Origin of the sequence: Achromobacter xylosoxidans, assembly GCF_002192695.1 — a bacterium.
Classification (GTDB): Bacteria; Pseudomonadota; Gammaproteobacteria; order Burkholderiales; family Burkholderiaceae_B; genus Achromobacter; species Achromobacter xylosoxidans_C.
This window is the reverse complement of the sequence record NZ_MTLG01000054.1, coordinates 134126-155030: the sequence shown is the minus strand read 5'-3', so window position 1 is coordinate 155030 and position 20905 is coordinate 134126. Positions and strand designations below refer to the sequence as shown.

At 66.9% G+C, this 20905-nt stretch carries 18 protein-coding genes; 2 read left to right on the top strand and 16 right to left on the bottom strand.

Going from position 1 to position 20905, the window contains the following annotated elements:
- Window positions 1-5: 5 nt before the first annotated feature.
- The gene (locus BRO63_RS08695; RefSeq protein WP_088139327.1) at window positions 6-845 is read left to right on the top strand and encodes an IclR family transcriptional regulator; all 840 of its coding nucleotides are present in this window, start codon (window positions 6-8) and stop codon (window positions 843-845) included.
- On the opposite strand, the gene ppa is transcribed toward BRO63_RS08695, so the two are convergent.
- From ppa to metE, 14 genes are all read right to left on the bottom strand, one after another.
- Window positions 846-1376 (bottom strand): inorganic diphosphatase, encoded by a 531-nt coding sequence (ppa, locus tag BRO63_RS08690; protein ID WP_088139326.1) that lies wholly within the window; start codon window positions 1374-1376, stop codon window positions 846-848.
- 32 nt (window positions 1377-1408) lie between these two features.
- Entirely contained in the window at window positions 1409-3031 is a 1623-nt protein-coding gene (locus BRO63_RS08685) for a heme biosynthesis HemY N-terminal domain-containing protein (protein WP_088139325.1), read from the bottom strand.
- A gap of 5 nt (window positions 3032-3036) precedes the next feature.
- Window positions 3037-4230, bottom strand: coding sequence for a uroporphyrinogen-III C-methyltransferase (locus BRO63_RS08680; protein ID WP_088139324.1), 1194 nt, complete (start codon window positions 4228-4230; stop codon window positions 3037-3039).
- A 36-nt stretch (window positions 4231-4266) separates the two neighbouring features.
- The gene (locus tag BRO63_RS08675; RefSeq protein WP_088139323.1) at window positions 4267-5085 is read right to left on the bottom strand and encodes a uroporphyrinogen-III synthase; all 819 of its coding nucleotides are present in this window, start codon (window positions 5083-5085) and stop codon (window positions 4267-4269) included.
- Window positions 5085-6032, bottom strand: coding sequence for a hydroxymethylbilane synthase (hemC, locus tag BRO63_RS08670; RefSeq protein WP_088139322.1), 948 nt, complete (start codon window positions 6030-6032; stop codon window positions 5085-5087). The genes BRO63_RS08675 and hemC overlap by 1 nt, the downstream gene beginning before the upstream one ends.
- A 9-nt stretch (window positions 6033-6041) precedes the next feature.
- Complete coding sequence (locus BRO63_RS34430) at window positions 6042-6164, bottom strand: hypothetical protein (RefSeq protein WP_042792647.1); 123 nt, start codon at window positions 6162-6164, stop codon at window positions 6042-6044.
- Complete coding sequence (locus BRO63_RS08665) at window positions 6151-6870, bottom strand: TerC family protein (protein ID WP_088139321.1); 720 nt, start codon at window positions 6868-6870, stop codon at window positions 6151-6153. The genes BRO63_RS34430 and BRO63_RS08665 overlap by 14 nt, the downstream gene beginning before the upstream one ends.
- A 112-nt stretch (window positions 6871-6982) precedes the next feature.
- A complete protein-coding gene (locus BRO63_RS08660) occupies window positions 6983-7681 on the bottom strand; it encodes a TerC family protein (RefSeq protein ID WP_088139320.1) in 699 nt (232 codons plus the stop codon).
- 355 nt (window positions 7682-8036) lie between these two features.
- Entirely contained in the window at window positions 8037-8918 is an 882-nt protein-coding gene (sucD, locus tag BRO63_RS08655) for a succinate--CoA ligase subunit alpha (protein ID WP_013392545.1), read from the bottom strand.
- 22 nt (window positions 8919-8940) lie between these two features.
- The gene (gene sucC / locus BRO63_RS08650) at window positions 8941-10101 is read right to left on the bottom strand and encodes an ADP-forming succinate--CoA ligase subunit beta (protein ID WP_013392544.1); all 1161 of its coding nucleotides are present in this window, start codon (window positions 10099-10101) and stop codon (window positions 8941-8943) included.
- A gap of 10 nt (window positions 10102-10111) precedes the next feature.
- Window positions 10112-10714 (bottom strand): DUF2889 domain-containing protein, encoded by a 603-nt coding sequence (locus tag BRO63_RS08645; RefSeq protein WP_088139347.1) that lies wholly within the window; start codon window positions 10712-10714, stop codon window positions 10112-10114.
- An 80-nt stretch (window positions 10715-10794) separates the two neighbouring features.
- A complete protein-coding gene (locus BRO63_RS08640) occupies window positions 10795-11373 on the bottom strand; it encodes a 4'-phosphopantetheinyl transferase superfamily protein (RefSeq protein WP_256943261.1) in 579 nt (192 codons plus the stop codon).
- Window positions 11361-15341, bottom strand: a complete 3981-nt coding sequence (locus BRO63_RS08635) for a Pls/PosA family non-ribosomal peptide synthetase (protein WP_088139318.1) — start codon at window positions 15339-15341, stop codon at window positions 11361-11363. The genes BRO63_RS08640 and BRO63_RS08635 overlap by 13 nt, the downstream gene beginning before the upstream one ends.
- Before the next feature lie 227 nt (window positions 15342-15568).
- On the bottom strand, window positions 15569-17866 hold the full coding sequence (metE, locus tag BRO63_RS08630) for a 5-methyltetrahydropteroyltriglutamate--homocysteine S-methyltransferase (protein ID WP_088139317.1): 2298 nt from the start codon (window positions 17864-17866) through the stop codon (window positions 15569-15571).
- 142 nt (window positions 17867-18008) lie between these two features.
- On the opposite strand from metE, the gene BRO63_RS08625 reads away from it, so the two are divergent.
- Complete coding sequence (locus BRO63_RS08625) at window positions 18009-18926, top strand: LysR family transcriptional regulator (RefSeq protein WP_088139316.1); 918 nt, start codon at window positions 18009-18011, stop codon at window positions 18924-18926.
- 27 nt (window positions 18927-18953) lie between these two features.
- On the opposite strand, the gene recX is transcribed toward BRO63_RS08625, so the two are convergent.
- Both recX and recA read right to left on the bottom strand, forming a co-directional pair.
- The gene (gene recX, locus BRO63_RS08620) at window positions 18954-19640 is read right to left on the bottom strand and encodes a recombination regulator RecX (RefSeq protein WP_088139315.1); all 687 of its coding nucleotides are present in this window, start codon (window positions 19638-19640) and stop codon (window positions 18954-18956) included.
- Window positions 19641-19775: 135 nt separating this feature from the next.
- Window positions 19776-20840: a recombinase RecA gene (recA, locus tag BRO63_RS08615; protein ID WP_088139314.1), complete on the bottom strand. Its 1065-nt coding sequence runs from the start codon at window positions 20838-20840 to the stop codon at window positions 19776-19778.
- Window positions 20841-20905 lie beyond the last annotated feature (65 nt).

Genomic DNA, 20905 nt, shown 5'->3' with positions numbered 1-20905 from the left:
CCGCAATGAGCACTCCAGACCGCATGTTGTCCATCCTCGACCTCTTTCGCGACGACACCACCGCCGCGTTCCAGGAAGACGTCATGGCGCATCTGGACTGCTCGCGCGCCACGGCGTACCGCTACCTGAAGTCGCTGACCGAAAGCGGGCTGCTCGCGCCCACCGCGGGCGGCGCCTACGTGCTGGGATCGCGCATCATCGAGCTGGACCGTCATCTGCGCCGGCACGATCCCCTGATGCGGGCGGCGCGCGAGGTCATGCGCGCCACCGGCGACGAGCTGCACGCCAACCTGATGCTGTGCAATTACTACGGCGACAAGGTCATGTGCGTGGACCGCTACTGGACCGACGACTCCATCGAATCCAGCTATGCGCGCGGCCGTCCCTACACCATGTTCCATGGCGCCACGGCCAAGCCCATCCTGGCCAACCTACCGCCGTACCAGCTGCGCAACCTGATGCTGTGGCACGCGGCCGAAATCCGCGAGGCCGGGTTGGGCGAGGACTGGGACGAATTCCGCGCCAACCTCAAGCGCCTGCGCGCCGCCGGCGTGTACGTGTCGCATGGCGAGGTCGACCCGGGGCTGATAGGCATAGGCTCGGCCATCTTCAGCGCCGAACAGAAGGTCGTGGGCAGCCTGGTGTTCATCGCCGCGGAAGCGCGCACCTCGGCCGAGCGGCTGGAGGTACTACAGGCGCGCATCCAAATCGCGGCCGCGCAGGTGTCGCGCAATCTGCAGGCCCCGCAAAGCAACGGCGCGGCGGCGATCGGCATCATGCCGTCGCGGCCGCGCCGCACCAAGTCCCCGGCCGGAGCAACGCCGGCCAGGGCCAGGAAACCGTAATCAGGCCTTGTTGTAGCGCTCGGCGCTGCGGACGATTTCCTCGTGCGCGGCGTCCAGGCCCTTCCAGCCCTTGACCTTGACCCACTTGCCCTTTTCCAGGTCCTTGTAGTGCTCGAAGAAATGCTGGATGCGGGAGATGTCTTCCGCCGGCAGATCTTCGTAGGACTTGATGTTGCGGTACGGGGGGTACAGCTTATCGATCGGCACGGCCAACAGCTTGGCGTCGCCGCCCGATTCGTCGTCCATTTCCAGCACGCCGATGGCGCGGCAGCGCACCACCGCGCCGATCTGGATCGGGAACGGGGTCAGCACCAGCACGTCGGCGGGGTCGCCGTCTTCGGACAGGGTTTGCGGGATGTAGCCGTAGTTGCACGGATAGTGCATGGCGGTCAGCATGAAGCGGTCAACGAAAATCGCGCCCGTGTCCTTGTCGACCTCGTACTTCACCGGGTCGGCGTTCATGGGGATTTCGATGATGACGTTGAAGTCTTCCGGCAGCTTCTTGCCAGGGGAGACGCGATCAAGACTCATGATTCAACCTTGTTGTGTGTCTGAAGGATTGTTCAAATCGAGCCGTCGTCCTTGAACGGCGGCTTGGTAGCCGGCACGGGCGCGGCGGCCGGCGCGGGCTTGGACCCTGCGGGCGTGGCCGGCGCGTACGTGGGCACGGGATCATCGAAAGCCGCCGCCGGAATGGGGGCGCTATCGAAGTACTCGTCGATGTCGGAGGTACTGCCGCCAGCCAGCGGGGCGTCTTCGGGAGCCAGCGCGCGTTCGCGCTGCTCTTTGTTCACGCGGGCGTCCGGATCCAACACGTAGTCGGAGGCCGAGGCCGCCACCGCCGGCGGCAGCGCGGGGTAATCGCCGCCCAGTTCGGCGTCGCCGTCGGTATCGGACAGACCCACCGCATAACCGCCTTCGGCGTCCACGCGATAGGGATCGGAACCGGTATCCGCGGCCGGCAAGGCGGCATCCGCCGCCAGCACCGGCAACGCCATGCTGGCCGCCGTTGCCAGGCGCCAGTGGCGCACCGCGTCGGCGGGACGTTCCAGGCGGTCATACAGGCTGCCCAGCAGCGCATGCGTCTGCGCGTCGCTGCGGCGGCTGAGGCTGCGCAGCAGATAGCGTTCGGCCTGGCCCCAGAGCTGGCCGTTCAGGCACAGCATGCCCAGCGCGGTCAGCAGGTCGGGATCGGTGGGACGCTGTTGCAGCCAGGTCTCGGCGCGCGCCAGCCGGCGCGAAACCTGTTCGGCTTCGCAACGGGCGTAGGCCGCCACCAAAGCCGGATTGAACTTCACGGCGACTGCGGCTTCCAGCACGCGCGCGGCCTCGCTGGCTTCGCCGGCGGCCTCGAACGCGGCCGCGCCCGCCAGCGCGATTTCCGGCAGCAGCCGTTCCTCGGCCTTCAGGTCCTTCCAGATGGCGCGCCAGGCCTCGCTGCTGCCAGCCGCTGCGGCGCGCAGGCGCGCCGCGCCCGAAGCGTCGATCAGGAGGTCGGCTTCGGCACGGGCCAGGGCATTGCGGCGCACCAGGCCGCGCGCCAGCGTGAAGACCTGTTCGTCGTGATGCAGGGCGGTATGCGCGCGCAGCAGCAGGCGCATGGTGTGCAGATGGCGCGCGCCGCCGTCGGCCAGCGGCTCCAGCACGCCCAGCGCGCGCTCGGCGCGGCCTTGGTCCAGCAGCATGTCGGCCGACACCGTGGCGGTGGCTTCGATCAGGCCGGCGTCCGTGCCGGCCTGTTCCTGCGCGGTCGCCAGCAGGCGGTCGCGGCGGTCGAATTCGCCCAGGCCATGCGTGGCGCGGGCGGCGGACAAGGCCGCCAGCACGCGGCGCGTCTGGACCTTGGTCTGGTCCAGCAGCTTGGTCAGATCTTTTTCGGCGGTGGTGTAGCGCCCTTCCAGCAGGCCGATCCAGCCGCGCTCCAGCAGTTCGTGGTCGCGCGCCTGGGCGCGCTTGCCGCGCCAGGCCCGCACGCGGTCGGGGATGGCCAGCAGCCATGCCAGCAGGCGCAGGCCCACGTACAGCACGATAAAGGCCGCAACGATGAGCAGGACCGCGAGCGTCAGCGACATGTTGATGCGCCACGGCCAGACCAGCAACAGCACGTTGCCGGAGTGCGAACGCAGCACGACCGCCAGGGCGACGGCGACGACGGCGAGCAGCAGTGTCCAGAACCAGGTACGCATAAGCCTCAGTCCTGTCCGCTGGTCTTGAAGCCCGCGGCGCGCAGCGCAGCCACGGCGTTCAGGCTGTCAGCCACTTCCGGCATACGCACGGCGATGTCGGTCTGCGCCAGTTCGCGCGCCAGCGTCTGGGCGGCGACGGTGTCGGGGGAACGGCTGTCGAAGTACTTGGCGAGCGTGACGCCGACGTTGTCGAGTTCGCTCTTCCAGACGGCGGGCTGGCGCATCAGCATGGCCAGTTGCGCCGTCAGCAGGCGCTGGCGCAGCGTGCCGCGCACCTGGTCGGCCTGGTCGGGCGACAGCAGCAAGGCAGCCGGCTCGTCCACGCGCTGGATCGTGATCAGGCCGCCCAGCTCATGCGCCAGCGCGGAGCCGGCGCGGCCGGGCCAGGAGGCCATCTCGGCGCGCCAGCGCTGCCACCAGGGCGCGTCGGCCGGCAAGCCCGCCAGCGGATCGACCGCGGGGGCAGGTGCGGCCGCCGGCGCGGCTTCGCCGGCAGGCGCCACACCCGGGGCGGCGGCGTCCGGCACCAGCAGCGGCGCCTTGCCGATCAACGCCACCAGGCGGTCGATGCGGGCCGACTGGGCAGGGATATCCACGGTGGACACGGCGCGCAGGCGGTCCAGGTCGCCGTTGATGGCTTGCTGCAGGCTGGAGAAGCGCGGGCGGTCGGCGCGCGCCAGGCGCGATTGCGCCGTTTCCAGCGCCACGATCGCGTTGGAGACATTGCCGGCCAGGCGCAGTTGCTGGTTGGCGATGGTCAGCAGGCGCTCGACGTCATTGGCAAGCAGCTCGTCGCTGGCGCTGTCGTTGAAGTTCTGCCAGGCCAGTTGCAAGGCGTTGTACTGGCTTTGGGTTTCGCGCACGGTGTCTTCGAGTTCGCCGACGCGGCCAGCCTGGGCTTGCGCCAGGGCCAGGGCCTCGCGGGTGTCCTTGCGGGCCTGCGCCAGATCGGCGGTCAGCGTTTCGAGGCGCGTGGCGACCTCGCGGCCGGCGGACACGAACTGGGTGCGCTGCATCCAGAGGGCGTAACCCAGGCCGGCAGCCAACAGGATCAGGATGATGAGGGCGGGGACCAGCGGGCCACTGCCGCGCTTGGCCGGGCGGGCCTTGACGGAATCGGCCGGGGCCGATGCGGGCGCGCTTGCACCCGGGGCGGCCGTCGGAACGACCGGATCGGTAGCGGGAGTCTTGTCTGTCATGACGCGATTGTATTCGGTGTCAGCCGATGCAACGAATCAAGCGGCAACAAAAGCCTGGAATATCGACTCGTCGTTGGGCAAGCAGATTTTTACCATCGGTCGCGCCCCGCCTTCATGACAGGCCTGTGGCACGCGGCGCTGCAGGGAGGGATGCGTCAGCACGAAGCTGCATCGGGTCCACCAGTCCGCCAGGCCAGCCGCCTCCAGGCCGGCCCGCAGCGCATCCGCGCCCTCGCCGCTGGTGATCAGCCAGGTGGCCGGCACGCCTGCTTCCGCCCAGCGCCGTAGGCAGGCAAGTTGATCGGCGTTCCAGCTCGCGGGGCGCCGCAGGTAGGCGGCATGGCGCGTCACGGCCGCGCCGTGCGCCTCGAGCTTGTCGCCCAGCCAGTCCCTGCCCTGCGTGCCGCGCACCAGCAGCACGCGGGCGGGCAGTTGCGGCAGCTGCCGCAAGACTTCCCAGAGCGCCTCGGAATCGTGGCTGGGCGCGCTTTCGGGAGGATGCAAAACTGTTGTATTCGCGCCAAAACAGGGGGATAGGCGCAAGGCCTGGGCGCTGGCCGGTCCAACCGTGGCGGCAATGACGCCGACCGGCCAGGGAGCCGGCCCGTCCGCCTGCGCCCACTGCTCCAGGTACAGCCTGGCGGCGTTGCCGCTGACGAATACGACCATGTCGTAATCGGCGGGGCGCGGCGGCCCGCCCGCGGCAGCGGGCAGGGCCTGGATTTCCAGGGCGGGAAGAATGCAGGGCGTCCAGCAGGCGCCCTGCAGGCGGCCTGCCAGGGCCTCGTTGCGGCCGTCGGGCCGCGTCAAGATGGCGACCCGCGGCAGTTCAGCGGCTGCGGACGCCATGGCCATCAGTCGGCCCTGGGCGGGTCTTGCAGCAGTTCGCGCAGGATGTCCTGCGCGCCCGCGTCCAGCAGCGCCTGGGCCGCGGCCTCGCCAATGGCCTGGGCCTCGGCCACGGGACCGCTGCGGGCCGTATGGACCATGCGCACGCCGTCGGGCGACGCCACCAAGGCGCGCAACGACAAGGTGCCGCCGGCAATTTCGGCGTACGCCGCCAGGGGCACCTGGCAGGATCCGCCCAGCTTGCGGGACACGGCGCGCTCGGCCACCACACAGGACGTGGTGCCGGCGCTGATCAAGGGGGCCAGCCAGGCGCGCATGTCATCGCGGTCGTCGCGGATCTCGATGCCCAGGGCGCCCTGCCCGGCCGCCGGCAGGCTGTCTTCCGGTTGGAGCAGGCTGCGGATGCGTGCAGCCAGGCCCAGACGCTCCAGACCAGCTGCGGCCAGCACGATGGCGTCGTATTCGCCCTTGTCCAGCTTGCCCAGGCGCGTATCGAGATTGCCGCGCAGCGGCTTCACGACCAGCTCGGGATAGCGCGCGCGGATCTGCGATTCGCGGCGCAGGCTGGAGGTGCCAACGACGGCGCCCGCCGGCAGGTCGGCCAGCGAGCCATGGGTATTGGAGACGAAGGCATCGCGCGGATCCGCGCGATCGAGGACGGCGCAAAGCTCGAACGGGGCCTGCAGATCGACCGGCACGTCCTTCAAGGAGTGCACGGCCAGATCGGCGCGCCCGTCGAGCAGCGCGTTTTCGAGTTCCTTGACGAACAGACCCTTGCCGCCCACCTTGGAGAGCGTGCGGTCGAGGATCTGATCGCCTCGGGTCGTCAGGGTGAGCAGCTCAACCGCGCACGCCGGGTACAGCGTGCGCAGCCGGTCGCGCACATGCTCGGCCTGCCACAGGGCAAGCCGGCTGGCGCGGGTCGCGATGACCAGGCGTTGCGGTAGAGACACGAGACGGCATCAAACGAAATTGGAGACGATGACCGTCGCGACCACCCCGAGGATGGCCAGCACGAAAAGGCCCTGAAGGAGGCTCAGGCCCGATTCGGATTGCTGGGGATCGGTGGATCTACGCAGACTCATGTGCTGATTCCTTGGAAGCGGTTTTGCGGCTTGCCAGCCACCGTCCAAGGACAACAACCAGCAAGGCGCCAATGATTTCTGCGCCGATTTTAACCGTAGTGGGCTGAACGCCGAATTGACGTTCGACAACCACGTCGGTGATCAGCATGCCGCCCGCGATCCAGCCCAGCAAAGCTGCACCAAACGTAACCACCAGCGGATAGCGGTCGATGAGCTTGAGCACCAGGGTGCTGCCCCAAATGATGATCGGCACGCTGACGATCAGGCCGAAGGCGACCAGGCCGATCTGATGGTCGGCGTGGGCGTTCTGGGCCGCGCCGGCAATGGCGATCACGTTGTCCAGGCTCATCACGAAGTCGGCGATGATGATGGTCTTGATCGCGGCGGCAATGGATGTGCCGCCCTTCACGTTGCCATGGGCATCGTCCTCGGGAACCAGCAGCTTGACGCCGATCCAGACCAGCAGCAGGCCGCCCACGACCTTCAGGAAGGGAATCGACAGCAGGGTCAGGGCGAAGGCGATCAGGACCACGCGCAGGATGATGGCGCCCGCGGTACCCCACAGAATGCCTTGCATGCGCTGCTTGGGCGCCAGATTGCGGCAGGCCAGCGCGATCACGACGGCGTTGTCGCCGCCGAGCAGGATGTCGATGAGGATGATCTGGAATACCGCTGTCCAACTCAGCGTCTGCAAAAACTCAAGCACTATGAACCCCCGAAGGCATTTATGAAAAGAGTGGCCGGTCCCGGTCCGGCAAGGCCCGCCGCGCAGGGCGCGGCGGGCTTATTCAGTACAACTTATTAGTATAATTCAGCTTTCAGTCAGCTTTCTGGCGCAGCAGCAAAACTTTGCCGATAGCCAGCACCAGCACCGCGCCCAGCGCGCCCGTCATCAGCGCAAAGCTGTGCTGCGTGATCCCCAGGGCCGCGTCGATACGCGCCACGGGTTCCTGCAAGGCCGGATCGCCCACCAGCAGTTCGCCCGCGATGAAACCCAACAGCGCCGCGCCCACCCAGACGATGACCGGGAAGCGCTCGATGACCTTCAGGAGCAGCGTGCTGCCGAAGATGACCAGCGGAATACTGATGGCCAAGCCCAATACCAGCAAGGTCGTATCGCCCATGGCCGCGGCGGCCACGGCCACCACATTGTCCAGGCTCATGACCAGGTCGGCAATCATGATAGTGCGGATTGCGGTCAGCAGATTGCCTTGTGTCTTGCCCGCGCCGTCTTCCTCGCCTTCAGGCAACAGCAACGTCACGCCGATGTAGACCAGGAGCAACGCGCCGATGAGCTTGAGCCACGGCAGCAACAGCAGCTTGGCCGCCACCAGCGTCAGCACGATACGCATGATGATCGCCGCGGCAGAGCCGACCACGATCGCTTTTTTCTGTTGGGCCGGAGGCAGCGAACGCGCCGCCAGCGCAATAACCACGGCGTTGTCGCCCGATAGCAGAATGTTGACCCAAATGATCTGGAGCAACGCTATCCAGAATGCCGCTGAACTGAGTTCCATGCCTCTCTTTCCTAGGTGTGATCCCCCTAGGACAAAACCAAATGAATGGGTGAAATAAGACGAAAAAAACGTACTGGCCGTCTTGGTGCGAGCCCGACGGCATTCTTGCTGGGTACGTGCAGAATTTCTTTCATTATAGTTTCGTTCAGCTTTCCGTATGTTTACCCGGCCGCGTCATGGACACGGGATTTCCCTAGGATTACGAAAAAAAAGACGAAAAAAAGCCCGCCGTGGCGGGCTTGGGATGGCGGATGCCTATCGCTGGAAATCAGGGGTTTGACGCCAAGACAGGACCTCCGCCATCAGGCCGCGGGCGCCGGACGTCAGCCGCGTCCGGATACCGGGCCAGGCGTTTTTACAGCACCGACTTGAGCAGCTTGCCCATTTCGGACGGATTGCGCGTGGTACGGATACCGCAGGCTTCCATGACTTCCAGCTTGGCGTCGGCAGTGTCGGCGCCGCCGGAGATCAGCGCGCCGGCGTGGCCCATGCGCTTTCCGGGAGGGGCGGTGACACCGGCGATGAAGCCGACGACCGGCTTCTTCATGTTGTCCTTGGCCCACTCGGCGGCGTTGACTTCGTCCGGACCGCCGATTTCGCCGATCATGATGACGGCGTCGGTGTCGGGATCGTCATTGAACATCTTCAGCACGTCGACGTGCTTCAGGCCGTTGATGGGATCGCCACCGATGCCGACGGCGCTGGATTGACCCAGGCCCAGCTCGGTGACTTGCGCCACGGCTTCGTACGTCAGGGTGCCCGAACGGCTGACGATGCCGATGCGGCCCTTGCGGTGGATGTGACCGGGCATGATGCCGATCTTGATTTCGTCGGGGGTGATCAGACCCGGGCAGTTCGGGCCCAGCAGCAGGGTCTTGCTGCCCTTGGCCTTCATGCGGTTCTTGACTTCCAGCATGTCGCGGACCGGGATGCCTTCGGTGATGCAGATCACCAGGTCCAGTTCGGCCTCGACGGCTTCCCAGATGGCGGCAGCGGCGCCCGCGGGCGGCACGTAAATGACGGACACGGTGGCGCCGGTGTCAGCCTTGGCGTCCTTCACCGAAGCGAAAATCGGCACGCCTTCGAAGTCTTCACCCGCCTTCTTGGGGTTCACGCCGGCCACGAAGGCGGCTTTGCCATTGGCGTACTCACGGCACATGCGGGTGTGGAACTGGCCCGTCTTGCCCGTGATGCCCTGGGTGATGACCTTGGTGTCCTTGTTGATCAGAATCGACATTTGTGAATCCTTGGATTTTTCTTTACTTGACGGCGGCTACGACGCGGGTGGCGGCTTCGGCCATCGTGTCGGCGCTGATGATCGGCAGACCGGAGTCAGCCAGCATCTTCTTGCCGAGTTCTTCGTTGGTGCCCTTCATGCGGACGACCAGCGGCACGTTCAGGTTGACGGCCTTGCAAGCAGCGATCACGCCTTCGGCGATGACGTCGCAGCGCATGATGCCGCCGAAGATGTTGACCAGGATGGCCTTCACGCTCTTGTTCTTGAGCATGATCTTGAAGGCTTCCGTGACCTTCTCGGCCGTAGCGCCACCGCCGACGTCCAGGAAGTTGGCCGGCTCGCCGCCGAACAGCTTGATGGTGTCCATGGTGGCCATGGCCAGGCCGGCGCCGTTCACCAGGCAGCCGATGTTGCCGTCGAGCTGGATGTAGGCGAGGTCGAACTTGCTGGCTTCGATTTCAGCCGGATCTTCTTCGTCCAGGTCGCGGTAGGCGACGATTTCCGGGTGACGGAACAGGGCGTTGGGATCGAAGTTGAACTTGGCGTCCAGGGCGATGATGTTGCCCTTGCTGTCGCGGTTCAGCGGGTTGATTTCGACCAGGGAGGCATCGGTGTCCATGTAGCACTTGTAGAGCTTCTGGAACACGTCCACGGCCTGGGCGGTGGAGTCAGCGGGCAGGCCGATCGCGTTGGCGATCTTGGTGGCTTGCTCGGCCGACAGGCCGGTCAGCGGGTCGATGTATTCGGTGATGATCTTCTCGGGAGTGGAGTGGGCCACTTCCTCGATGTCCATGCCGCCTTCGCTGGAGGCGATGAAGGCGACCTTCTGGGTGGCGCGGTCGGTGACCAGCGACACGTAGTATTCCTTCTGGATGTCGGCGCCGTCTTCGATGTACAGGCGGCGGACCTTCTGGCCTTCCGGGCCGGTCTGGTGCGTGATCAGCTGCATGCCCAGGATTTCCGAGGCCAGCTTGCGGACGTCGTCCAGCGAGCGCGCCAGCTTCACGCCGCCGCCCTTGCCGCGGCCGCCCGCGTGAATTTGTGCCTTGACGACCCACACCGGTCCACCCAGCTTTTCAGCGGCAGCCACGGCCTCGTCGACGGAAAGAGCGGGAATCCCGCGCGGCACGGGGACGCCAAATTGCTTCAGCAGTTCCTTGCCTTGATACTCGTGGATTTTCATGTGTTACCTGTCAGGACGTATGAGAAAAAGAAGGTGAATCGGAGGACGAATCGGCCGATGCCTCAGCGCTACCCCCGGTGTACCACTTGGGATAGTGCTCAGCCACCACCGGGCCGCTGGTGCTTAGCGCGTGGCAGCCGTCCAGTTGGAATGGACGCCGGTTCGGGTTGTTTTCCTGCCGCCGGCGGTTGGCCATGGTCTGCACCGCCGCGGTGGGTAGCACCTGCGACAGCTCGGTCATGTGCGTACAGCCCTCCACGTGCCCGAACCGCTCCTTGACCTGCCCGCGGAACCCTTTGAGCAGGTTCATTCCGATCAGATCAGTGTAAGCCGGTTCGATGGCCATGCAATGCTCGCCGTAGGGAGCGGCGTCATAGACGGCCTGCGCCGCCACGATCGAGAAGTTCTCGTCGATGGTGATGCGCAGATGCATGTGATGGATGGGTTGTCCAGCCTTGAACATCTCGCCGTCGCGCTTGGGGAAATCGTACGCCTTGACGTCGATCAGCTCGGCTTCCAGGTCCCAGAGCCCGTCTTCGCGCGCATACGACTGCACGCGTATGGAACGCGTGTGCAATGGTTGGCGAGGATAGTCCGGCGGTGGCAAGGGCATGCTGGGGGCCTGCGGGGCGAGATGCCTGCGCATGGTGCGCGGCAACAAAACCTTCAAAGTATAGCGCAGGCGGCCTGCGATCAAGCCCCCTGACTGGTGCCTGACGCGCCGCCGCAGAGGGCGGCGGCCGCCCACAGGCCCTGGTGCCGGACCTGGCAGGTGATGCGGGCGGCGGCCAGGCGCCGCTCGCGCTCCGGGGAGTATTCCTCCAGTCCCCGGCGGCAGGCTTTCAGGCGCGCTTCCAGCGCGCTCCAGGCGCGGGCGAAGGCGTCCGGCCGGGCGGCTGGCGGACTGGCAGCCAGGTCGGCGGCGGCCTGCGGACCGCAATAAAGGCTGATCACGTCCGCATCGCCCGCCCAGGCCTGCGCGCCGGTCAGGTCCACGCCCGGCAGGCCCAGCCGGGACAGGCCGCAGAGAATATAGGGGCCATGGTAGGAGAAGGAACTGTTCCAGCGCGCGCCTGCCGGCATCCGCGGCCCCTTGGGCGTTTCCGTCCAGCCGAAGGCGGCTTGCGGCTCGCGCCGCGCCAGTTCCGCCGCCAGCCAATCCCGCGCGGCCTGGCGCTGCCGCTGCCGGGACGCCGGCAGAGACAGCAGCCACAATTCGACCGGGGCGCCCTCCCCGGTCAGCCTGAAGGGTTCGGTCACTATTGCGTCCACGGGGTCGCCGGGCTGCCGATCCAGGCCTGCCCCGCCGGGATGGACTCGCCCTTGAGCACCAGCGTCAGCGGCCCCAGGCGCGCGCCCGCTTCCACCCGCGTGTCATACAGGATGGTGCTGCGCGGCCCCACGTTGACGGCGTCGCCGATGCGGACCATGCCGATCTTCATCACGCGGTCTTCGAACAGATGGGTCTGCGGGCCGGACCAGGCGTGCAGCACCGCGTCGTCGCCGATCGACACGCAGTCGTACTCGGTGATGTCGGTGGTGTCCATGAAGACGCGCTTGCCGATGCGGGCGCCCATGCAGCGCAGAGCCAGCGGCAGCCAGGGCGTGGCCCGCAGGAAGTTGAAGAAATTGGGCACCGCGATGGATTCGTACAGGCTGGTGACGGCTTCGCTCTTCCAGACGAACGGCGTCCACATGGGTTCGGCGCGCGGCTTGTAGCGGCCGATCAAGGCCCATTTCAGCGCCACCAGAAACAGGAAGGCGCCGACGCCGTACAGTACGCCGGCCAGCATCAGCTCGTCGAAGGCGGAAACGAAGCCTTCGCGGGCGGCCATGGGTATGACCTTCATCACGGTCAAATAGCCCACCGCGATCACCACGGCCAGCGGCAGGATCATGCGCATGCCCTCGACGCCGCCGCGCAGGATCTTGCGGCCCAGGCTGGGGCGGAACGTCAGGTGCGCTGGAAAGCCCGCCGTCTGTTCGCGCGCCGGCAGCGCCAGCGGCGGATTGCCCAGCCAGGTCTGGCCGCTGGCCATGCGGGCGTTGGCCGGCGCGCGGCTCTGCACGCCGATCAACACGTCGTCGGGCAGCACCGAGCCGTCCGGGACATAGGCGCCGTTACCGACGAAGCTGCGGTTGCCGATGACGGTGGGCCGCATGGTCATCCACCCGCCATCGATTTCCTCGTCGCCCAGCATGACGCCGTCGGCGATGAAGCTGTCGCGGCCCAGGGTCAGCATGTCGGGCACCACGCCCATGGCGGTGGAGATTTCCGTGCCGCGCCCGACCTTCGCGCCCAGCAGGCGGTACCAGTTGCCGGCATAGATCGATGCATACAGGCCGTGCAGCACGCTGAGGCTGGATTCCTGAATCTGGTTGGTCAGCCAGCGCCGCAGATAGATCTGGCCGTACACAGGCCAGCGGCCGCTGGCCAGACGGGGCAGCAGCGTCCAACGCAGCAGCGCCGATACCAGCACCGTCAGCATCAGCAGCAAGGCGCTGGCAGGCAAAGCCAGCAGCAGATAGCTCAAGAAGGCTTGGGGCCAGGGCACGCGCGCGCCCATCAGGTCCAGCCAGCGCGCGTCGATCCAATCGATCAACACGAAGCTCGGGAACACGGGCATGAAGAACAGGGCGGCGATCAGCGTGCCGCCGCCGGCGTAGGCCACGCAGTCCAGCCGGCTCCAGAGGCCCTGGCGCTGCGGCCGCGGCGGCAGCGCCGGCGCGCGGGCCTGCGGATCGTGCCGCGCCGGCGCGCCGCTCCAGATCTGGCCTGGCGGCACGCGCGCGCCCTGCGCCAGCGAGGACAGGCCGTCCAGCCGGGCGCCCTCGCCCATCGCCACGTCGCCCTGCAGCACCGAATAGGAACCGATGTAGGCGCGGTCCGCCAGCGTGATCGGCGCCACGCGCCATTCCCCGCCGCGCACCGCGAAGTTCTCCAGGTTCACGGCCGCGCCGATGCTGACGCCGTTTCCGACCGCCAACAGGTCGGGCGCGCGCACGGAAATGCGGCTGATGGCGGCGTCGCGGCCGATGCGCGCGCCCAGCGCCCGCAAGTACCAGATCTGCAGCGGCGACCCGGCAAGCAGATGCGCGGGCGGTATGTCCAGCACCCGGTCCACCAGCCACCAGCGGTAGAACAGCCAGCCATACAGCGGGTAGCGGCCGGGCTTGAGCCGGCCCAGGATGCCCCACTTGCAGGCCACGGCCACGCCGAAGCTCAGCAGGTTGCAGGCCAGATAGCTGGCGATGGACAGGGCCACCGCGCGCCAGACCGAGTCGCCCTCGTCGCCCGTCCAGTAGTGGTAGGTGAAGAACGGCGTCAGCCAGATCAGCATGCGCACGCCGATCAGCAGCGGCAGCGCCGCCAACTGGGCCAGGCCGCAGGTCCAGCGGCGCCACTCGGGCGCGGCCGCCGGATCGCCGTCTGTCCCGGCGACGGCTGCCGCTTGGACCGCGGCGCCTTCGGCCGAGGCCAGCGCATCCAGCCGGGCCGCAAGCGTTCCCAGCACGGGATGCTGGTAAAGCTCGTGCATGGTCAGCGCGGAAAAATGCGGATGCTTGCGCAGCGACGACACCAGGCGCGCGGCCAGCAGCGAATGACCGCCCAGGTCGCGGAAGAAGTCGCTGGCCAGCCGCAGCGGCTGCCCCGGGAACAGCGGACGCAAGGCGTCGAACAAGGCGAGCTCGCCCGGTGTGACGGGCTCGTCGTCTTCGCCGCTGGGCTCGGACACGGCGTCCAGCTCGCGCGCCTTCAGCGCCTTGCGGTCGATCTTGCCCGAGGTCAGGCGCGGCACTTCGGCCACCAGTTCGAAGCGCGCCGGAATCATGTAGGCAGGCAAGTCCGCGCCCAGGGCCGCGCGCATCGCATGCGGGTCCAGCCGCGCCTCGCCCTCGGGCTTGAGGAAGGCCACCAGCTGCTCGATGCCCGCCAGATCGCGCAGCACCACGGCAGCGGCGCCCACGCCCGGCAGGCGGTAAAGCGCGGCCTCGATTTCCCCAAGTTCGACGCGGAACCCCCGCACCTTGACCTGGTCGTCGCTGCGGCCCAGGCAATGAATCTGCCCGTGCTCGTCGATGCGCGCCAGATCGCCGCTGCGGTACATGCGGGTGTCGTGATCGCCGGACGGGCGCGGATTCGCGAGGAATTTCTCGGCCGTCAGCTCGGGCCGGCCGAGATAGCCGCCGGCCACGCCGGGACCGGTGATGCACAGCTCTCCCACCTGCCCTTGCGGCAGCACCGCGCCGTCCTCGCCGCGCACCAGCATGCCGTAGTTGGGCAGCGGCGCGCCTATGGTCACGGGCTGGCCGGGCAGCAGTTCGGCCAGGCTGGCCGACACGGTGGTCTCGGTGGGGCCGTAGGTGTTGAACAGGCGCCGGCCGGGCGTGGCCCAGCGCGGCACCAGGAAATCCGGACAGACCTCGCCGCCCAGATTGACGATGCGCAATCCAGGCACGTCGCGCGCAAACAGCGCCAGCAAGGTCGGCACCGCGTGCAGCACGGTCACGCCTTCGCGCACGAGGGCATCCGGCAAGCCTTCCGGGTCCGTGGTCAGCATCTTGGGCGCCACCCACAAGGACGCGCCGACCAGATAACTGATCCAGATCTCTTCGAACGACATGTCGAAGGCCACCGAAAAGCCCTGGTAGACCTTGTCTTCATGGCGCACGCCCAACACGGCGTTTTCGCTGCGCAGGAAGTGACAGATGCTGGCGTGGTTGATAGGCACGCCCTTGGGCTTGCCGGTGGAGCCCGAGGTGTAGATGACATAGGCGGGATGTTCGGGCAACAGCCCTGCCCGCCTGCGCAAATCGCCTGCGGCCGGCTCCGACAGCGCCCAGGTGGTCCAGGTGGCCATGCCGTCCAGCCGGACCTCGGCGCCCGCGATCAGCCCGTGGGCGCCCGCGTCCTGCAGGCAGACCAGCATGCGGTCCGCGGGCGTGTCGGACTCAAATGGCAGCCAGGCCGCGCCCGCCTTGGCGATGGCCGCCTGCATCACCAACAGGTCGGCGCCGCGCGGCAGGCACAGGCCCACGATATCGCCGGGCCGCACGCCGGCTTCGATCAGATGGTGCGCGGCCAGGTCGGCGCGTCGGCCGAGCATGTCGTAAGTGAGGGTGTGATCCAGCCAATGAATGGCAACGGCGGCGGGATACCGGCGGATCGTGGCTTCCAGAATGTCGGGCAGCGTCTCTGCAAGCAGCAGGTCGGGCCGACAGGGGCCTTGGAGAATCATAGGAACGACAAGGATCCAGCAATGGGATTTTGCGTATTGACCCATGCCGCGGAATTTCGTTCAAGCAGGATTGAAAAAAACATCCGCGCCGCGCCCAGGCTGTGGCGTGCAGCCATCACAAGAACCTTGCGGCTGCATGGGAAAAGCCCTGATCCGCGCGCGGCATGCGCGGATCAGGGCTGGCGCCGGAGCCATGGGATCCGGCGGCGTTACGGCAAGCTGTCTGCTCAGGCCGCCTGGCGCAAGGCGCGGGCCGCCTGCACCATGCCGATCAACGCGGCTTCGGTTTCAGGCCAGGCGCGCGTCTTCAGGCCGCAGTCAGGATTGACCCACAGACGCTCCTTGGGCAGACGCGCCGCGGCCTTCTGCATCAGGCCGACCATCCAGTCCACTTCGGGCACGTTCGGCGAATGGATGTCGTACACGCCGGGACCGATGTCGTTCGGATAACGGAAGTCCTCGAAGGCCTTGAGCAGCTCCATGTTGGAGCGCGAGGTTTCGATCGTGATCACGTCCGCGTCCATGGCGGCGATGGATTCGATGATGTCGTTGAACTCCGAATAGCACATGTGGGTGTGGATCTGCGTCTCGTCGCGCACGCCGGCGGTCGACAGGCGGAAGCAATCCACGGCCCAGTCCAGATACGCCTGCCAGTCGGCGCGGCGCAGCGGCAGGCCTTCGCGGATGGCGGGTTCGTCGATCTGGATGACGCTGATGCCGGCGGCTTCCAGGTCCACGACTTCATCGCGCAGGGCCAGGGCCAGTTGGCGGCAGGTCTGCTCGCGCGGCTGGTCATCGCGCACGAAGGACCATTGCAGGATGGTGACCGGGCCGGTCAGCATGCCCTTGACCGGCTTGTCGGTCAGCGACTGCGCGTAGGACGACCAGCCCACCGTCATCGGCGCGGGGCGCGCAACGTCGCCGAAGATGACCGGCGGCTTGACGCAACGCGAGCCGTAGCTCTGGACCCAGCCGTTCTTGGTGAAGGCGAAGCCGGCCAGCAGTTCGCCGAAGTATTCCACCATGTCGTTGCGCTCGGGTTCGCCGTGCACCAGCACGTCCAGGCCGACCTTCTCCTGGAAGCGGATGACTTCCTCGATTTCCTTGCGGATGGCGGTCTCGTAGCCCGAGTCCGTCAGCGCGCCCGACTTCCAGTCGCGGCGCAGGGCGCGGATTTCGGCGGTCTGCGGAAAGGAGCCGATGGTCGTGGTCGGGTAGGCGGGCAGGCCCAGCTGTTGCTGCTGGCGGGCGATGCGGCCGGCGAACGGCGCGCGGTCGCGCGACACGGCAGCGGCGCCGGCCATGCGCTGGGCGACGGCCGGATTGTGAATGCGGGCCGAAGAACGGCGGGCGGCCAGCGCGGCGCGCTGCCTGGCCAGGCCGTCCTGCGCGGCGGCTTGCGTCGCACTGTCCAGGGCGCGGCCCAGCAGGCTCAGCTCTTCCAGCTTCTGGACGGCAAACGACAGCCAGCTTTTGAGTTCCGCGTCCAGTTCGGTTTCATAAGCCAGGTCCACCGGCACGTGCAGCAGCGAGCACGAAGGCGCCAGCCACAGGCGGTCGCCCAACTGTTGCTTGATCGGGGTCAGCGTGGCGATGGCGGCGTCCAGGTCGGTGCGCCAGATGTTGCGGCCATTGATCACGCCAGCGGACAGTACCTGTTCGGCGCCCAGGCCCGCGACCACTTCCGCCAGTTGCCCGGGCGCGCGGACCAGGTCCACGTGCAGGCCGGCCACGGGCAGGCCCAGGGCGGTCGGCAGGTTGTCCTTGAGGCCGTCGAAGTACGTGGCCACCAACAGCTTGACCGGGCTGGCGGACAGCTGGTCATAGGTTTGCCTGAACGCGTCGCGCCAGGCTTGCGGCAGGTCCAGCGCCAGGATCGGCTCGTCGATCTGCACCCACTGCACGCCCAGCTTGGCAAAGCGCGCCAGCACTTCCTGGTAGACCGGCAGCAACGCGGCCAGCAGTTGCAGCTTGCCGGCATCGGCGGCGCCGGCGGCAAAGGCGTCGCCCTTGCCCTGGTACAGCCAGGTCAGCGGACCAGGGATCACGGGCTTGACGGCGTAGCCCTGGGCCTGCGCTTCCCGGACCTGTTCGAACAGCGATTCGCGGGCGATGCGGAAAGTCTGGCCCGGCACCAGTTCCGGCACGATGTAGTGGTAATTGGTGTCGAACCACTTGGTCATTTCGCAAGCGGCGGCGGGCTTGCCCGACGGCGCGCGGCCGCGGCCCATGCGGAACAGCGTGTCCAGCGTGACAGCCTCGTCGTCCTTTTGGCCGAAGCGGGCCGGCACGGCGCCCAGCAGCGAGGTCCATTCCAGGATCTGGTCGTACCAGGCGAAGTCGCCCACCGGCACGAACTTCAGGCCGGCCGCGGCCTGCAGCTTCCAGTGTTTGGCGCGCAGCTCGCGGCCCGTCTGCTCCAGCTCTTCGGCGGTCTGCTTGCCGCCCCAATAGGCTTCGACCGCGCGCTTCAGTTCACGCTGCGCGCCGATGCGGGGGAAACCCAAGTTATGAATAATGGTCATGATATTTCCGCCGTTAGACAAAATTTGTTCAAGTGACGGCTATTCTGACGCCAATCCAAAATGAATCAAAATCAATGTCTACATTCATAAAATGAGTAAACCTCATACAATATGAGCTTATTCCCTTTCCCTGCAGTCGCCCATGCTTGAAATCCGCCACCTAGAAACGCTTACCGCCATCCGCGATGGCGGCAGCCTGCAGGAAGCCGCCGAGCGCCTGCACCTGACCCAGTCGGCCTTGTCGCACCAACTGCGCGACCTGGAAACCCGGCTGGGCACGCCGTTGCTGAACCGCCGCACGCGGCCGGCGCGGCTGACGACGGCGGGCCTGCGCGTGCTGGCCCTGGCGGATGAGGTGCTGCCGCGCATCCGCGCGACGGAACGGGATCTGCAGCGGCTGGCCGCGGGCCGCACCGGGCGGCTGCACCTGGCGATCGACTGCCATTCCTGCTTCCAATGGTTGATGCCGGCCCTGGACGCTTTCCGCGCGCAATGGCCGGACGTGGCGTTGGACCTGTCGGCGGCGTTTTCCTTCGCCCCCCTGCCCGCCCTGGTGCGCGGCGACCTGGACTTGGTCATTACCTCCGATCCCCAGCCGCTGGACGCGGTGGAATACCTGCCGCTGTTCAAGTACGAGCTGGTGCTGGCCGTGTCGGAATCCAATCCGCTGGCCGGCAGCAAGTTCGTCATGCCGGACCAGTTGGCCGACCAAACGCTCATCACCTATCCCGTGGACAAGCAACGCCTGGACATTTTCACGGCGTTCCTCGACCCGGCCGACGTGGAGCCGGCGGCCATCCGCCGCGCGGAGCTCACCCCCATCATTGCGCAGTTGGTGGCCAGCAACCGCGGCGTGGCCGCGCTGCCCAACTGGGCGCTGACGGAGTACATGAATCAGGGCTGGCTGCGGCAGTGCCGGTTGGGCCCGCAAGGCGTATGGCGCACGCTGTATGCGACGGTGCGCAGCGAGGACACCGATGCCTCGTACATCGATGAGTTCCTGACCATCACCCGCGACGTCTGCTTCAAGACGCTATCGGGAATCAAGTCGGCAAAGTAAGACGCCAGCCGTTTACGGCGGAGGAACTCAGTCCTCGTCGCCGCCTTCGCCCAGGATGCGGCGGATCACGTCGTGCGCGAAGCCGCGGCTGGCCAGAAAGCGCGCCTGTTTTGCGTACGCCGCGCGATCCTCCGGTTTGGCGCTGAAGCGCTTTTTCCAGACTTCCAGCGCGCGGTCGTACTCGGTGGCGCGCAGCTGTTCGCGCAATTCGGCGACCTGGTTGTCGTCCACGCCATGTTGGCGCAATTCCTGCACGATGCGCGCCGCCCCCTGGCGCGAGGCGCGCCGATGCACCAGGCTTTGCGCAAAGCGTTCGGTGGACAGCCAGCCTTCTTTTTCCAGGGCATCCAGCACGGCCTCGACTTCGCCCGGGTCCTCCGCGTAGGCGGCGAGCTTACGCGCCAACTCTTCGCGGGCATGCTCGCGCCGCGACAGATAGCCCACGGCCCGCATCTTCAGCGACGGCCCCTTGCGGGTGGATTGGCCGTCCGCATCCGGGCCGTCCTCGGCCACGGCGGCGCGGCGGCCGCGGCGCGCATTGCCGGCATCCGAACTGCGGCTCCACAGATCCGGCGCATCGCTGGATTCCGCTTCCTGGTCGCGGCGCGCATCCGACGTGCGGCGCAAGCCCTGCGGCTTGGCCACGGTTTCGAATTCATCGTCCAGCTTGGCGCGTAGGCGATCGGCTGAAGCGGGCGGCGGTTTCCAGCTCATGCGTTTCCTGCTTGCTATGCATAACGGCAGGCCCGTCCTGGCGCCTGCCGCAACTGTTCGGGCTGCCCCGACGCGATACGCGGGCCGGTCGCGGCGAATCTGAATTGCGCCGCGCCAGGCCCGCCACCGATCCGATCAATCTTCGGAGGTATCTTCCGCGGTCGGCACGAATTCGGCTGCGCGGCTGACGATGCCTTGATTCTCGCGGACGCGGTTCTCGATCTCGATGGCCAGTTCCTTGTGCTCTTTCAGGTACTCGCGGACATTGTCCTTGCCCTGGCCGATGCGGTTGCCGTTGTAGCTGTACCAGGCGCCGGACTTGTCCACCACGTTGGCAGCCACGCCCAGGTCGATGATTTCGCCTTCGCGCGAAATGCCGGCGCCGTACATGATGTCGAACTCGGCCTGCTTGAACGGCGGCGCGACCTTGTTCTTCACGACCTTGACGCGGGTTTCGTTGCCGACGACCTCGTCGCCCTTCTTGATGGAGCCGATGCGGCGGATGTCCAGGCGCACGGAGGCGTAGAACTTGAGCGCGTTGCCGCCGGTGGTGGTTTCGGGGTTGCCGAACATCACGCCGATCTTCATGCGGATCTGGTTGATGAAGATGACCATGCAGTTGGTCTTCTTGATGGTGGCGGTGAGCTTGCGCAGCGCCTGGCTCATCAGGCGGGCTTGCAGGCCGGGCAGGGAATCGCCCATTTCGCCTTCGATTTCGGCCTTGGGCACCAGCGCGGCCACCGAGTCGATGACGATCAGGTCAACCGAACCGGAGCGCACCAGCGCATCGGTGATTTCCAGGGCCTGCTCGCCCGTGTCCGGCTGCGAGATCAGCAGGTCGGCCAGGTTCACACCCAGCTTGGAGGCGTATTGCACGTCCAGCGCGTGTTCGGCGTCGACGAAGGCGCAGGTGCCGCCCAGCTTTTGCATTTCAGCGACCACTTGCAGCGTCAGCGTGGTCTTGCCCGAGGATTCCGGACCGTAGATTTCAACCACGCGGCCTCGCGGCAGGCCGCCGACACCCAGCGCGATGTCCAGACCGAGCGAACCCGTGGAAACCACCTGGATGTCATGCGAAACATCGTTGTCGCCGTAGCGCATGATCGAGCCCTTGCCGAACTGCTTTTCGATCTGCGAAAGCGCGGCGGCAAGCGCCTTGGCCTTTTCCGATGCGGCGGCCTTGGTGGTTTTGTCGTCCATGTAGAGTCCTGTCTGTAACGTATCTGGTGTCTAGGGAAGTGCCGCAGGTTTAGGCGGGTGCTTTG